Annotated in this window: 13 protein-coding genes and 2 pseudogenes; 11 read left to right on the top strand and 4 right to left on the bottom strand. The window is 68.2% G+C overall.

The features are described 5' to 3' along the window. The first annotated feature begins 1 nt into the window (after window position 1). The 9 genes and pseudogenes from ACFYZZ_RS25215 to ACFYZZ_RS25175 all read left to right on the top strand — a co-directional run bounded on the left by ACFYZZ_RS25215 (window position 2) and on the right by ACFYZZ_RS25175 (window position 8,702). Window positions 2-673, top strand: coding sequence for a type I-E CRISPR-associated protein Cse2/CasB (locus tag ACFYZZ_RS25215; RefSeq protein WP_389180046.1), 672 nt, complete (start codon window positions 2-4; stop codon window positions 671-673). A gap of 1 nt (window position 674) precedes the next feature. Continuing rightward, window positions 675-1,889, top strand: a complete 1,215-nt coding sequence (cas7e, locus tag ACFYZZ_RS25210; protein ID WP_389180043.1) for a type I-E CRISPR-associated protein Cas7/Cse4/CasC — start codon at window positions 675-677, stop codon at window positions 1,887-1,889. Next, entirely contained in the window at window positions 1,886-2,677 is a 792-nt protein-coding gene (gene cas5e / locus ACFYZZ_RS25205) for a type I-E CRISPR-associated protein Cas5/CasD (protein ID WP_389180040.1), read from the top strand. The genes cas7e and cas5e overlap by 4 nt, the downstream gene beginning before the upstream one ends. Continuing rightward, entirely contained in the window at window positions 2,674-3,393 is a 720-nt protein-coding gene (gene cas6e, locus ACFYZZ_RS25200; RefSeq protein WP_389180037.1) for a type I-E CRISPR-associated protein Cas6/Cse3/CasE, read from the top strand. Before cas5e ends, cas6e begins: the two co-directional genes overlap by 4 nt. Window positions 3,394-3,421: 28 nt before the next feature. After that, a complete protein-coding gene (locus ACFYZZ_RS25195; protein WP_389180034.1) occupies window positions 3,422-5,008 on the top strand; it encodes a Mu transposase C-terminal domain-containing protein in 1,587 nt (528 codons plus the stop codon). Then, the gene (locus ACFYZZ_RS25190; RefSeq protein WP_389180031.1) at window positions 5,005-5,874 is read left to right on the top strand and encodes an AAA family ATPase; all 870 of its coding nucleotides are present in this window, start codon (window positions 5,005-5,007) and stop codon (window positions 5,872-5,874) included. Before ACFYZZ_RS25195 ends, ACFYZZ_RS25190 begins: the two co-directional genes overlap by 4 nt. A 357-nt stretch (window positions 5,875-6,231) precedes the next feature. Continuing rightward, on the top strand, window positions 6,232-6,918 hold the full coding sequence (locus ACFYZZ_RS25185; RefSeq protein WP_389180029.1) for a hypothetical protein: 687 nt from the start codon (window positions 6,232-6,234) through the stop codon (window positions 6,916-6,918). 27 nt (window positions 6,919-6,945) lie between these two features. Then, window positions 6,946-7,089, top strand: a pseudogene (locus tag ACFYZZ_RS25180) (IS630 family transposase); the annotation flags it as partial. 233 nt (window positions 7,090-7,322) lie between these two features. Further along, complete coding sequence (locus tag ACFYZZ_RS25175; protein ID WP_389180026.1) at window positions 7,323-8,702, top strand: hypothetical protein; 1,380 nt, start codon at window positions 7,323-7,325, stop codon at window positions 8,700-8,702. 48 nt (window positions 8,703-8,750) lie between these two features. On the opposite strand, the gene ACFYZZ_RS25170 is transcribed toward ACFYZZ_RS25175, so the two are convergent. Continuing rightward, window positions 8,751-9,221 (bottom strand): hypothetical protein, encoded by a 471-nt coding sequence (locus ACFYZZ_RS25170; RefSeq protein ID WP_389180024.1) that lies wholly within the window; start codon window positions 9,219-9,221, stop codon window positions 8,751-8,753. Between the two features lie 1,217 nt (window positions 9,222-10,438). Between ACFYZZ_RS25170 and ACFYZZ_RS25165 the strand changes: the two are divergent. Then, a pseudogene (locus tag ACFYZZ_RS25165) lies at window positions 10,439-11,092 on the top strand (ISL3 family transposase); the annotation flags it as partial. A gap of 254 nt (window positions 11,093-11,346) precedes the next feature. After that, window positions 11,347-11,991 (top strand): transposase, encoded by a 645-nt coding sequence (locus ACFYZZ_RS25160; RefSeq protein ID WP_389180021.1) that lies wholly within the window; start codon window positions 11,347-11,349, stop codon window positions 11,989-11,991. A 62-nt stretch (window positions 11,992-12,053) separates the two neighbouring features. On the opposite strand, the gene ACFYZZ_RS25155 is transcribed toward ACFYZZ_RS25160, so the two are convergent. The 3 genes from ACFYZZ_RS25155 to ACFYZZ_RS25145 all read right to left on the bottom strand — a co-directional run bounded on the left by ACFYZZ_RS25155 (window position 12,054) and on the right by ACFYZZ_RS25145 (window position 14,502). After that, window positions 12,054-12,656 (bottom strand): DUF6000 family protein, encoded by a 603-nt coding sequence (locus tag ACFYZZ_RS25155; RefSeq protein WP_389180019.1) that lies wholly within the window; start codon window positions 12,654-12,656, stop codon window positions 12,054-12,056. Window positions 12,657-13,074: 418 nt separating this feature from the next. Continuing rightward, window positions 13,075-13,707, bottom strand: a complete 633-nt coding sequence (locus ACFYZZ_RS25150; protein ID WP_389180017.1) for a BlaI/MecI/CopY family transcriptional regulator — start codon at window positions 13,705-13,707, stop codon at window positions 13,075-13,077. A gap of 186 nt (window positions 13,708-13,893) precedes the next feature. Continuing rightward, window positions 13,894-14,502 (bottom strand): hypothetical protein, encoded by a 609-nt coding sequence (locus ACFYZZ_RS25145; RefSeq protein WP_389180015.1) that lies wholly within the window; start codon window positions 14,500-14,502, stop codon window positions 13,894-13,896. Window positions 14,503-14,779: the final 277 nt, after the last annotated feature.

The following is a 14,779-nucleotide window of genomic DNA, read 5'->3' as shown; positions in this document are numbered from 1 at the left end:
CATGTCTTTCACCACCGCGCAACGCCGCGCCCACTACGACGACTTCGTCCACCAAGTCATCACCCTGTGCGCCGTCAACAGCATCCGCGCCGACCTCAACTCAGGGTTCGGACGTCCCGTCGCAGAGTGCCCCCGGATGCCAGAGCACCTCACCCGGCCCATCGCCGGCTTCGGAGCACACCGCGCCCACTACACCGTGGCCGGCCTCATCGCCCAGGACCGTGACCTGCCCCACGAAAACACCCCCTACCAGCCAGAGTTGGTCACCCCAGGCAAGGACCACACCGCCCGCGCCGCCATCACCGCACCGGCCGCCACCGATGCCCCACCACCGCCGGGCCCGGCCCCCGCACCACAGCCCGGCCCGGCCCGGCCCTGGCGCAGCCGCCCCGATCTCGGCACCCACCTCGCCATCGCCGTGGCCCGGTACGGCTTCAAGGAAGCCACCATGACCAACCGCGTCAAAACCCTCACCAAACTCGACACCTCGCTGCTGCACCCCCGGCTGTGGTCACTGACCAGCCACCTGCACAGCCGCAGCGCCGCCCGCCTCGACTTCGCCGTCCTCCTCGAGGACCTGGCCTGGTGGGACCACGACCAGATGGAGACCGCCGCCCGCTGGCGCGAAAACTACTTCCTCACCCTGCACACCCTGTCCTCAGAGGAGCACTGACATGGCCGCCTACGCCCCCGCCCGCTACGCCGACTTCCACGCCCTGCACCCGCTACCCGCCTCCGTGCTGAACCGGGGAGAGGACGACCTGCCCAAAACGCTCGAGCTGGGCGGCGCGGTACGCGCCATGGTGTCCTCGCAGTCCTGGAAGCGGGCCATCCGCATGCAACTGGAGGACGACCTCGACGAGCACGCCGCCCGCACCCGCATGCTGCCCCTGCGCGTCGCCGACGCCCTGCGCGAGGCCGACTGGCCCACCGACCTGGCGGCCTTCGCCGGAGCCCAGATCGTGCGCTCGGCCACCAGGGAGGGACTGAAGACCGAGGAAGACCGAGGCATCACCTCGGTCACCCTCTACCTGCCGCGCACCGTGCTCGATGACCTCACCGACCTGTGCGCCGAACACCGCCAGCAGCTGGAAGAGGCCCTCGCCAAGGAGAAGGCGCAGAAGGCACAGGAAGCGGAGGCCGAGGCCAAGGGCACCCGCAGGAAGGCAAAGAAGGAGAAGACGGAGGCCGTCCTGCCCACACCCACAGTCGCCGCCCTCATCCGCCGACGCACAGCCACCATCAATCTCTTCGGCCGCATGCTCGCCGAAGTACCCGGTGCCCAGGTCGACGGGGCCGTGCAGGTGGCCCACTCCTTCTCCGTCCACCAAAGCAGCCAGCAGCCCGACTACTTCACCGCGGTGGAGGACTGGTCACTGCCCCACGAGGCGGGCAGCGCGCACCTGCAGACCAGCTTCTTCACCACCGGCCTGCTCTACCGCTACGCCACCGTCAACCTCACCGAACTGACCCGCAACCTGGGCGGCGACCACGACCAGGCCCTGCACCTGCTAGAGCTGTTCGCCGAGACGTTCATCGACGTCATGCCCGGCGCGAAGAAGACCGCCACCGCCCCGCACACCTATCCCCACCTGGTCCACTACGCGGTACGCGACCGCCGCCCGGTCTCCTTCGCCGCAGCCTTCGAACAGCCCGTCAAGAGCGCTCCTGGCGGCGGCTACACCGTCCCCGCCGTTAAGGCCCTGTCCCAGCACGCCGGTGCCCTGAACCGGCTGCTGGGCCCCCGCCGCCTCATCGGCTCCGGCTACGCCACCGCGCACGACGCACCCGTCGACCACCTCGGCACCGCGCACGCCAGCTTCGACGACCTGACCGACGCCCTCACCCAGACCGCCGCCCAGCCCTCCCTGACACAGGCGGCCGCATGAACGGCATCCTGCTGCGCCTGGCCGCCCCGCTGATGTCCTTTGGGGAACACGCCGCCTTCCACTACCGCGACACCTTCCCCTTCCCCACCCGCTCCGCCCTCATCGGCCTGTTCGCCGCCGCGGACGGGCTCCAGCGCGAAGAAGCCCTCGCACCCGACCCGGACACCGGGAAAAGCCCCTACACCGACCTGGAGTTCACCGTCCGCATCGACCGGCCCGGCATACGCCACACCGACTACCACACCGCCGGCGGCGGCCGCCCCCACAAACAAGGCCTGCGCACTAGCGCCGGCGACTACCGCCCCCAGAACAAGTCCACCCTCATCAGCAGGCGCGTCTACCTCGCCGACGCCGTCTTCACCCTCGCCGTGCAGGGCCCCGACCCGCTCCTGGAACACCTCGTCCAGCGGCTCGAACAGCCCGCCTTCGGCCCCTACCTGGGCCGGCGCGCCTGCATCCCCGACGAGCCCCTCGTCCTGCACGGCCCGCACCCCGACCCCGTCGGGGAACTCCGCCACCACCTCCCCCTCAGCCTGGCCGCCCCGCCGCGCCCCGACCAGGCCACCGTGCCCGTGGACTTCATCTGGGGACGACAACCCGATCACGTGCCCGCCGCTCCCTCCCACCGTGAAGTCGCCGACGTTCCCGTCGACTTCACCCCCACCCGGCGCTTCCACGACACCCGCCACGTCTGGCGCACCACCGAAGAACTGCCCACCGCCCTGTACGCCTCACCGCCCGCGCTCACCGCGCTGGCCGCCTACATCGACCAGGACATCCACCTGTGACCAGCACACCCGCCGAGACCCTCGCCATGACAGCGACGCTGACCCGCATCCGCCTCAACCGCCGCAGCAAGACCGTCCGCCGCGACCTGACCGACACCGTCAGCCTGCACAAGACCGTGATGCTCCTGGCCCCCGACGACCTCGGCAAGCACCCCCGGCACAAGGCCGGCCTGCTCTACCGCTTGGAAGACGGCACCGACGACACCCCGCCCACCCTGCTCGTCCAGTCCCATCAGCCGCCCGACCTCACCCGCCTGCCCCAGGACTACGGCAGCGCCGAAACCCGACCCCTGCACCCCATGTTCCAGGCCCTCGCCCCCGGCCGAGCGGTGCGCTACCGCATCATCGCCAACGCCAGCGCCGTCCGCCGCGTCCTGGCAGACCACCAACCCGTCGACAACAAGCACGGCAGAAAAGTCGTCGCCCTCTACGGCGACGACGCCCTGGCCTGGTGGCAGCGCCGCGCTCATCAGGCCGGCCTCGCCCTGACCACTGTCGACAGCACACCCGCCCGCTTCCGCCGCGCCCACAAGCGCCCACACCCCACCACCGAAGCAGGCGAAGCCAACCCGCCCCCCAGCCCCCGGCACGCACTGACCCGCTTCGAGGGCCTGGCCACCATCACCGACCCCGACCAACTGCGCCATGCCCTGCTCACCGGCATCGGCCGCGGCAAGCCCTACGGCGCCGGCCTACTCACCCTCGCCCCCGCCTAACCCACCCCACGGAAGACCCCGAACCTCTGTGCCCGCTACACCACCACCCGACGGCCCCTACGACACCACCTCCCTGCGCGCCGCCGCCGTACGCCGACTGCTGCGACTGCGCGACGCAGACCGCCTCGCTCACCACGATGTCCGTACCGTCGCCGCCGCATTCACAGTCCACTGGCGCACCGTGCGCCGCTGGATGGACAACGCCGACACCCACGACGGCACCTACACCCCCCAAGGCCGCCGCCACTTCACCCTCACCCCGGCCATGCACGAAGCCCTGGCCCGATGGAACGGCAACGCGGCAGCCACCTACCGCGAACTCGTCGCCGACGGCATCTTCGGCAGCCCACCCCGCGTATCCCAGGCAACCTTTTACCGCGCTGTAGACCGGGAACTCACGCCCGGCCAGCGCGCCGCCCTCAGAGGGGGCGAAGCCGCCCGCCGCCGACACGACGTGCACGCCCTGCGCCCGCACGGCAACCGCAACGACGTCTGGGAGACGGACCACGTCGAAGCCAGCGTCTTCGTCAACGTCGACGGACGCCGCCGCAAACCCTGGATCACCTGGTTCATCGACCACACCACCGCCGTCATCTGCGGGCTGGCCATCACCCCCCACCAGCCCAGCCAGGACGCCATCCTGGCCGCCGCCCGCGACGCCATCCTCTGCACTGACCATCACCGGCCCTTCGGCGGCATCCCCCGCAAGATCCGCACCGACCGCGGCCGTGACTTCCTGGGCAAGTGCGTGGACGAGGCGTTCAAAAAGTTCGGCACCGAACTGATCGTCCTTCCGCCCTACAGCCCCCACCTCAAAGGCACCGTCGAAGCCATCAACGGCGCCGCCAAGCACATGCTGTTCAAAGGACTGCCCGGCTACGCCCACACCCCCCGAAGCCGCCGCGACCGCCGCGGCCAGCCCCTGTGGGCCCTTAACGAACTCCTCGACTACGAAACCTTCGTCACCGTCGTCCTTGACTGGGTGGACTGGTGGAACAACGACCACACCATCGCCCGCCTCCACCGGCGCACCCCCGCCCAGGCCTGGCACGCCGACCTCACCCCTATCGACACCCTCGACCCCGCAGATCTGCACACCTACACCCTCACCGACGGCGGCCCACCCCGGAAGATCACCAGCAAGGGCGTCCGCTGGAAGAGCGCCTACTACGTCGGCAAGTGGATGCACGGCCACGGCAGCGCCGGCGAGATGGTCCGCCTGCGCCACGAACCCCACCACTACCACCGCGTCGAGCTCTACGACGCCGACACCCTCACCTACCGCGGCCCCGCCTTCCGCAGCGACGAGATGAGCCCCCGCCAAGCCCGCGAACTGCGCAACGCTCGCCGGCGCGAAGCCGACCGCTATGCCGCCAAAGCCCGCCGAGCCCGCAAGAACGCCACACCCCGCTACGCCGCCACGAGCGTCGCCGCCGCGCCCGAGCCCCTCAACCGGCTCACCGCCAGCCAAGCAGCCGCCCAGTTACGCGAACTGCAGACACCGGAAGGTCACCTGCAGGCCGAGGCCCGGCCCGACCTCCTCAACCGGCCCCTGCCCGACTCCGCCCGCTGGACCAAGCCCCGGCCGGGCCCCAAATCCCAGGACACCGAGTGACCCACCCGACTTCTTCGCCCGACGGCCAGCCAGCCACCGGCCCCAACTACCACTACATGGGCCTGCCCGGCGCCCGCGCCATGCTGACCCAGGCCAGCGCAGAGACCTACGCCAACCTTGTCACCACCCTCAACGCCGACGCCGGCAAGGGCGCCATCATGTGCGTCCACGGCGGCGTCGGCCTGGGCAAGACCTTCGCCGTCAACAGCCACCTCGACGACCTCGCCCCCCACACCACCCTGCGCATCAAAGTCGGCTCCGCCAAAATCCAGGCCCTGCGCGCCGCCCTGTACAAGAAGCTCGACCTGCCCGGCGAGGCCCCCCTCAACAGCACCCGCTGCGAAGCCATGCTCAAGGAAGCGCTGTCGGAGACGCCGCGCGTCCTGGTCGTCGACGAAGCGCAGTGGCTGGACACCCGGGCCTTCGAATTCATCCGTGAGCTCTGGGACGACGAAGACACCTGCCTCGCTGTCGTCCTGGTCGGAGCCGAAACCTGCTACCAGAAGATCAAGAACCGTCCGGCGCTGGATTCCCGCATCCTCGTCTGGCAGCGCTACAAGCCCCTCACACCCGCAGAAGTCCTCACCGTCATCCCCGAGTACCACCCGCTGTGGGCGGACGTACCCGCAGACGAACTGCTGTGGATCGACGACGTCGCCTGCCACGGCAACTTCCGTCAGTGGGCCAAAATCACCTACCTGCTCTGGGAACAGCACGGCGGCCCCGGCTCGAAGGGGGCCGGTAGCACGGGTCCGACGAACCCGCCCACTCCGCACGGCGCGGCCGCACCGCTCCCTCCTTACAGCCGGGACCTCGTGCGCGCCGTCCTCAGCCGCCTCGACCCCACCCAACGTCACACCGACTGAAGCGCCGCCCCGGCGTCTGGGCGCATCCGCACCGCCACCGGAGCTGGCGGTGCGGCACCGGCAGCTATCCGCGATACTCCACGCCCGGTGATCCTCAACGGTGGGGGAGCGGCTGGCACATCCACCCTCCCGGAGGTGTCGAACAAGGACCAGCCCGCCCAGCCAACGCACCACACGGGCCGGTTGCCCCGGAGCCCCCTCTAGTGCCGCATCAGGCAACGTTCGCCCTCACCAGGGAGAGCTGGCCTGGCCCACCCGTCGCAGGGAGTGTCAGTAGGCAGTGCGATGCTGACGCCAACAACTCCGCTCACGGTGATCAATGGGGGGCCGATGCCTGGTGAACGATCAGGGTCTGACTTGTCCTCGGTCGGCTTCGACTCTGCTTGGTGTGCTACCGACCTGGGTGAATACCGACCTTGCCGCTACACCTATGAGTACTACCCCTACGAGAGCCTGCCGCCTCTCGACTCCACCGAGTTCACGGGCGTCTTTCAATGGCTCGGTGGTACCGGCGAACCTGTTCCCCAACAGGTCACGGCGCTCAATCGCCTGGCAGAGAACCTTGCGGCCAAGGGCTTGACGCTGCCTGGGGACTTCGTCGCCTTCCAGGCTGACTCGAAGCTGCACTGCTCGCTGGATGAGGTCTCGGTGACCTGCTGCTGGACCGATATCTCAGAGCCCCTGCCCAGTCCGGTCGAGCCTGGTGCCTTCCTCGTGCGATTCCTGCGGGATCAACAGGACTGCGTCATCTGGTACCTCTACCTCCGTCCTTGGGGTGAGGTGTTCGTGGTGCACTCCTATCTCGACTACGAATACGAGTACGAGGCACGGCGCGATGGGGAAGAGACGGAGACCGATCTCGACGATCCGGAGGAGCAAAGGGCCGCAATCCTCTGGTGTGCACCTTCGTTCGAGGAGTTCGCCCATCGGTTCTGGATCGAGAACCGTCTCTGGCATGCCCTCAACGGCAATGACCTGTCCGAACTCGAGCCTCAGATGCGTGACTACTTGCGCCACTACGCACCGCCCGGGATACCGGCATGACCTTGCATTGAACGAGATCATGTGCGGATGGCAGAGCGGGTACGCGTTCGCGAGATCGATGGCGACGAGGGGCAGCGCCTGCTGCGGATCATCCGTAGAGGCACCGGTTCGGTGGTGACCTGGCGGCGGGCACAGATGGTGCTGTTATCCGCGCAGGGCATGTCCGTGTCTCCTCGCCACCTCCGGAACCCCGCCCTCCCATGGATGTTGGGGTGGTCTCTCGGTCAGAGTCGGGAGTGATCGCGCCAGTTCCTGCGTGCCATCTGATGGTTGGAGTATTTGTTCGATAAGGGTGGTGGTGAACAGGCGGCGGGGCAGCCCGTTGCCGTGTATGACCGGGGGTTTCGTTGAGCCACAGACCATGGCTTCGTCGTGTCCGCGTCCGGGCGGCTGTCTTGTTGACGGTGGGGGTGTTGACGGGGGTGGCTGCTCCGGGAGCGGCTGCCATTCCGGGGGAGGGCCTGCATGCCCAGACGCTCATGCTGCCCATGAGTACTCCGGTGCCGACTTTGAAGCAGCTGAGCGATCCTGCCACGCGCACGCAGTTGGGGGAGCAGAGTCGTCGGCTGGCGGCCGGGCAGACGGCGCTGGAGACGGTCGGGCCTGCGGCTAAGTTCGGCACGCGGATGTCGGTGCCCGCATCGGTTCCGAAGCCTTTGCCTCCGCGGCGGGTCAAAGCGACGGGTCCGGCGGCGGTGTCGTATCCGACGCCGGCGCACACACTGTCGCTGGCCGACTGCGAGAAACACATGCGTGGGGATGCCGCGATCTACATCAAGTCGCGGTTCGCGGTGTGCACCGGCATCCACGTCATCACGATCTGGATGCGCACCCACGACAAGCCCATCGGCACCAGCTCCTTCGACCTCTACGTCCGCGGGACGGTCAAGGAGAACGACCGCACCATCCACTTCGACTACGACGCGGTGAACTTCAAGAAGCAGAACACGACCGCGACCAGTGGCCTGAAGATCAAGCTCGAGGGGAACATTCCGAAAGACTGGCCGGCGCGCGCCAACCCCAAGATCGCTGGCAACCTGCCCGTCACCAGGACGTTCGACCAATTGCAGCAGATGCCCGCCGCCCATTTCACCCACACCGTGCGCTACAAGCCCGGTCAGGGCACCGGCTCGGGCAAAGCGGACGTGGTCTTCGCCGTGTACCAGCCGCTCGTGACCCTGACCCTGCCGCCCGGCTGGGTCGGTGACAGCCCCGCTGTTGGCAAGCCCGCGATGTTCGCACCCCGCTGGGACGCCGGGAAGTACCTGAGCAACCCGACCGGCGGCGCCAACCCCGACAACCGGGGCGCTGCCTCCTTCAGCTACCTGGCAACCCTCGTCTACAGCACCAACGCCGCCGCGCCCGAGCGTGGAGTGGCCGCGCACATCAAAAAGGCCTACACGAACCCCGGCGCGACGAAGCCGACGAACCACAACAAGAAGATCGCCGGACAGACCCCCGCCGACCCGCTGTTCCGCCTGATCCTGGACGACCGGCGCCGCAAGGCCAACCATTCAACCGCGGTGAGCAACTGCCGCCGCTACTTCGGCGCCGGATACACCGACCATGGCACCAAGGACTGCGACGAGTTCCCCTTCCAGAGCACCTACCAAGGGTGCGCGCAGCCCCGGTTCGATCCGCATGCGGAGAAGAACAACTTCTCCGTCCTGCCCGTGAAGGCTCGGCAGAACCAGGACGCCGGGATCCTGCTCGGCCAGTTCTACAAGAAGAACCGCATCATCGACGGCATGGACGACGGCTTCCTCATCAAGATCACCTCATAGCCGGTCCTCGCTGGGCCAGGACCTCCATGAAGGGGACCTGGCCCAACGTCATTTGCCCGCCGGCCAGAACTGCACCAGGTAGTGCTCGATGCCCTCCGGCACGCCCTCCTGTGCCAGGCGCCGCACTTCCTGGCGGCCCTCGCAGTACACCCGCACCCGCCACGTGACATCCTTCTCCGGCAGCTGCAGGTAGGTCTCACGGGGCCCGCTTGTGACACCCCACAGGGCCAGCTCCCCCGACGGGCAGTGCAGAACGACTTCTCCCCGCTCCTCCCAGTCCCCGCGATCGTCAGCGGCTGGCGGCTCCGTGTCCCACACCTCAGTGGCCAAAGTGGCGGTGTGAGTGTGCCCAGCGCTCTCGATATCCAGACGCGCTTCGCGGGCGGTCAGGAACGCGCCGCCGGGTTCACGCCCCTCCGGGTACTCGAGGGGCACCAGCGTGTCATCGACGTCTTGCAGAGCGAAACCGTTAAAGTCCACTTCCACGTCAGCATCCTGCTGGCGGATCAACTCGGCCACGCTGGCTCCCCATACCGATCAACGCGTTGAGATCCCTACGGTGATCGTACGCCGCCGTCCGTGTGCTTGGATTTCAACTTCCGGGAGAGCACACGGGAGGCTGCCCTCGGCGGCCCGACCGGCGATGTCGACGTCACCGTGGCTTTGTCCATCAGAACGGGGTCTGGCTCATCTTCTGTGGCGGGGGCGGAAGCCGGTCGACGGCCTCATCGCGGACGTCAGCAGGCGGTCTGCTGGGGCCGGGCCAGTGGCTCAGAACGGGCGGGACGCCTGCTCGGTGCCAAATCGGCATGCCGAGCGTAGCCGCTCGATGCGATCATGCTGTCCGCCAACAGAGCGGGGAGAGCGTATGGCCGGCCTGACAGTGACGGTGTGTCTGTCACCCGGAGCCGCGGACGACATTGACGGGGCCCTCACGGCGGCCCTCGCGCCGTTTGACCAGGACAGTGACAACCCCGTGGACCGCGGCATGTGGGATTCACGCCGCATCCGCGGTGGCAGCAACGGTCGGGGGTTCGCGGTCGTCCGCGGATACGAAGACGATCCCAGGCTGGTTCACGACGAGCCCCGATATGACGGCATCCCCGCTCCCAGCGCTCCAGGAGTCTGTGCCGGAGGACCGCGTGCCCTGCTCGACTTCTCACGGCCGCAAGCCGCTTCCGAGCGAGTGACAGCCGCGTCCTGGGACCTGTGGCAGCATCTGTCCGCCGTACACCCGCCGGCACTGCCCCTCACGGTTTTCGTGGACCGTTGGGAAAATGATCCGCACGCCTCGGCCTGGGCCATCCAGCCCCCCCGTTTTATACGGAGCATCCCGTCATCGGCTTCCGCGGCAGCCGTGCCGACTACATCCGTGAGTTCTCCTGGGTTCCGCAGGACACGGACGTGCTCACCGTGGACGGCTGGTGGCGAGAGAGCGATGGAAGAGCCCTTCACGCGTACTGCGACCCGGATTCGTGTCCTCACGAACCCCCCGGGCCCGCTGTCTGGCCGGGCAGCGAGGCATACCTGTCGCAGCTGCCCCACGACACGATCCTGGTACGAGTGCACTGCCACTGCTGATGCCCCACAAAAGCTGTGCCAGAGCCTCAGAACGGGTTCTGGCTCAACTTCTGTGACGCGGCCACTCTGAGTGACAGCTGGACCTCTTCGAGCCGTACGCGAAGTCGCCCGAAAATGGCCCGTCGGCTCGGCGGTTGGGCTGACAGTTCGCGGCCGTGGAAGATGTTGTGCTCCGGCTCAAAGAGTTGTTGTTCCCGTCGATCGCGGACGTCGCGGTGCTGTCGGTGGACGTGAATATCGAGATAGTGCGCGTTGATGCGCAATCTGTGGCGGACGGTGCCGTGTGCCCGGTCTGCAGAGTCTGGTCGAACCGGGTTCATGGTTCCTACCTGCGGTTTCCCGCTGATGTGCCGAGCGGTGGCCGAAGTGTTGTTCTCCAGTTGAGGGTCCGTCGGTTCACCTGTGGGAACTCGGGCTGCGCGCGCCGTACCTTCGTCGAGCAGGTGCCCGGCCTGACCCGCCGGCACAGTCAGCGGACCGAGCGGTTGCGTTCCACCCTGGCCGCAGTCGGCCTGGCCCTCGCAGGCCGCGCCGGGGCCCGCATCGCCAGCGTTCTCGGGGTGTCCGTCAGCCGCAGCACGGTGCTTCGGCTGGTGGACGATCTTCCCGAACCCGAGATCCCCGCGCCGCGGATGGTCGGCGTCGACGAGTACGCCACCCGCAAGGGCCGCCACTACGGCACTGTCCTCATCGACATCGAGACCCGGCGCCCTGTCGATCTGCTGCCGGACCGGGAGGCGTCCAGCCTGGCGGCCTGGCTCGCCGCACGGCCGGGCGTCGAGGTCGTATGCCGCGACCGGGCGCCTTTCTTCGCCGAAGGCGCCTCCGCCGGCGCCCCGCAGGCCGTCCAGGTCGCGGACCGGTGGCACCGCGCCGCTGCCTGCGAGCCCTTGTCCCGGCCGCCCCCGAACCCGAACCTCACCCCGCCCCGGAAGACGAGCCGTCCGGTTCACCCTGGCCGACAGGACACCGGTTCGCCGACCGCACCAGGTCTCGGCACGCCGCCGTTCACGCACTCCTGGAGGCAGGACACAGCCTGCGTTCGGTCCAGCGGCAGCTCGGCATGGCCTGGCACACCGTCAAACGGTTCTTCGACGCCGCGAAGCCGGAGGACCTGTTCACCGGCCAGTGGCAGAACCGGACCTCGGTCCTCGACGACTACAAGCCCTACCTGGACGACCGCTGGAACGACGGCATCACCAACGCCTGGAAGCTGTGCGAGGAAATCGTGCCGCTCGGCTACAAGAGCAGCTACCAACGCGTCCGCGCCTACCTGCACAAGAAGCGCACCTCACCGCAACCGGTGACCGCCCGGCCGCCGTCACCCCGAACAGTCTCCGGATGGATCCTCAGACGCCCGGAAACCCTCACCGAGCCCGAACAACTCCAGCTCAAGACCGTCCGCACCCAGTGCCCCGAACTCGACGCCCTCACCCTCCACGTCCGGTCCTTCGCGACCATGCTCACCGAGCGCCAGGGCGAGCGCCTCCCGGCCTGGCTCGATACCGTCCGGCAGGATGATCTCCCCAGCCTCCACACCCTCGCCGCCGGCATCGACCGCGACATCGACGCCGTCACCGCCGGATTGACCCTGCCCTGGAGCTCGGGCGCGGTCGAAGGCCATGTCAACAGGATCAAGATGCTCAAGCGCCAGATGTTCGGCCGTGCAGGGTTCCAACTTCTGCGCAAGCGTGTCCTACTGGCGTGACGGAGGGTGGCCGCGTCCCGGGCGTTGAGCCAGAGTCTTCGCAGTGAACGAAGCCGAGGAGGTCAGATGCTGGCGCATTCGTCTACAACGGCGCAGGCGAGGCGGATGCCGCCCAGGTAGCTAGAGATGCCGTCATCGCCGTGCATGTGGGGCGCGTCCTGGAACCACTTCCGCCACAGGCCGCCCTCCTGGAGGAGGTGGCTGGCCCGGTCGCCGTGCAGGACGGACTCCGTGTAGGCCAGGGCGCCCATGGCTGTCGGCTGGTCGTAGGCGAGGTCGGGCCGGCGCAGGTAGCGATCCAGGTAAGCGGCAAGCAAGTCGGCGTCCCGTGCGGTGCCGAAACTCGCCAGTGCCACACAGTAGGCCCCACCCGCGCAGCAGACCTCACTCTCCAGCAGCAGCGCACCCAGACGCTCACGGAAGTGGTCACGGCGCGAGATGGCGGCGAGCCATGCCGCGGTCCGCCGCTCGCGCCAGCTGCCTTCGAAGAGGATAGTGAGCTCGGCGTCGGTAACAGCCCTCGCATCAGCGGCCAGGTGCTGAACGAACGGCTCGTACTCCTCGCGCGACATGCGAAGTACCGCTCCGCCGAGCTTCAGGTAGCGGCGCGCGGGGAGGCAATAGCGGCGGTACAGGGCCTGTATCTCGGTGTCGTAGCGGATCACCACCCCATCCTCTCGCGACGAGCACGCAGCTGAGGGCGTGGGGCGGAATACGCCTGCAGTGGCCCCGAGACGGGTGGGACGCCATCTGGGCCGGGTCGGGTGCGCAGGGTTTCGACAGCACGCAGGGTTACTGCTCCACAGAAGGTGAGCCAGAACCCGTTCTGATGGACAAAGTCATCACCGTCACCTTCCACACCGAAGCCCCTCAACCAGAGGACACCCGCTGGGAAGTGATCGTCGAAGTGTCACTGCACTCGGTGTCGGCACCGAGTGATACCTCGTCCAGGTATGGCCCGCCCCGGCTCAGGAGGTGTCGGTGTTCCGCCAGAGCGACAGCTACGGAGCCTGCGTCCGGGCGCGTTGACCAGCGCCAGACGGCAGGCGAGCGTGCTGGTGCGGACCTCCACAGGCCCGGGGCCTAACCGGCGGTTTCGGGCTGGGCCTCGCCCGTGGGTGCCGTCGGCTCCGGCGCATGGGCAGCGGTGTAGAAGACAGAGCTGCCCTGCTTGCTCCGCTGAGCCAGGCTTTTGGCCACGAGGTTTTCGAGGGTGGTGCGCACGACAGTGGTCGCGATGTTGCGGTCGGGGTGCGTGTGGCCGAGTGCCTCGGCTACTTCCGCTGCGGAGCGGGGTTCACTCTGCTCGGTGAGGTGGCCGTGGATGAGATTGACCAGGGTGGGCCGCGCACTTTTCGCTGCCGCCTTCTTGGCAGCGGGCTTCGTGCCGGGCTGCTTCTTGGTCCTGGGCTGTTGCGCAGTGCCCGACTTCGCCGGCCGGCGAGTGCCAGGTGCCTTCGTGGCCTTCTTCCTGGGGGAGGGTACAGAGGCGCTGTCGGCGCCGGCAGGCTCAGGGGCTGCTGCCGGGACGCCGAGGGCCTGTTGCATGCTGACCAGCACGGTGTGGTCATGCTGCAGTGTGGCCAACTGTTGTTGCAGTGCGGTGAGTTCTGCCGTGATCCGTTCCTGCTCCTTGATGTTGCGTTCGAGGTCGCTGCCCACCTGGCTGATGTACAGCGAAGTCAACTCGGTGGCAGTAGCCGTGCCTTCGGGCATCTTTCTCTCCTCGGTTCGTGGCCGGGCTGAAGTCCTTCGCGGGTCGTCGCGGCGGGTCAGGGAGGACGTTCACGGCCGTAGAGTGTGTGGTGCAGCGATAGTACGGGTGGGAAGCCCTGTTTCCGCTGTGCATGCAATGCTTTCCTGTGTCAGGGCTTTGGTGTGGGATCTCCGGCGAGAGTTGCGCTACCGGATGATGGGCCGCGGACGCCGCGCTGCAGGCCGCACCCTTGAGTGTTGCACAAACGGTTGCCACAACACCTCGTCGGTGTACCGGTTGTGGTGCCAGGCTGCTAGCGCATGCACGGCGACCAGCCGGTCGAGTAGTTCTGCGAGTTGATGGGTTGAGTGCCCGCTCAGGCGGGTGAGCACGTCGATGTCGACGCTGTGCACAGTGCGGTCGCTGATGTGTGCGGCCAGGACGAGTGTGATCAGCCGCAGTGCGTGCGGCGAGGCCGCGGGCAGGTGCAAGGGTGTGGGGCGCAGCGCCCAGTGTGCGGCGCGGCAGCGCGCCCTTCGACCCGGGACCTGCTCCAGGACCGTGGCGTCGAGCAGCTGCACCTCCACCGGCGTTGACCTGAGGTCGGGGGAGTGCAGCCAGGCTGCGTGGGCGAGTTCCTCCCAGATTTCCGTGCGTCCGTGCAGGCGCATGCTGCGTAGCAGTCCTGCGGGCAGGCGGGCGTGGCCACGGGCGTCGGCACGCAGGGCGCACTGCAGGGCGAGCATGCGGGCGGCGGGTGAGGTGAACCGGGGCAGGGCGGTGGCGAGGTAGGTGAGCGCCTCCTGTACCCGCATGCGTTCTTCCGGCCCGGGCTGATGGGTGCCACGTGGAGGCGCTGGCGGGGTGGGGGAGTGCGGCCTGCGGAGCTGTGTGTCGGGGACGACAGCGGTGTGGCTGGTGGCGGCCGCGCAGGCTGCGCAGGTGTCTGCCAGCCGCCAGGTGCGGCCGCTGTGGTCTCGGGTGAGGGCGAGCAGTACCGGGCCGGCGCAGCCGCGGTGGCGCGGATGCCAGCGGCAGCCTTGAGCCCGGCACTGGCATGTGCGCAGATGTCTGGGCAAGGTGTCAGCGCGC

It is taken from the genome of Streptomyces sp. NPDC001816, from assembly GCF_042892235.1.
GTDB lineage: Bacteria > Actinomycetota > Actinomycetes > Streptomycetales > Streptomycetaceae > Streptomyces.
This window is presented reverse-complemented; position numbering and strand designations above follow the sequence as displayed.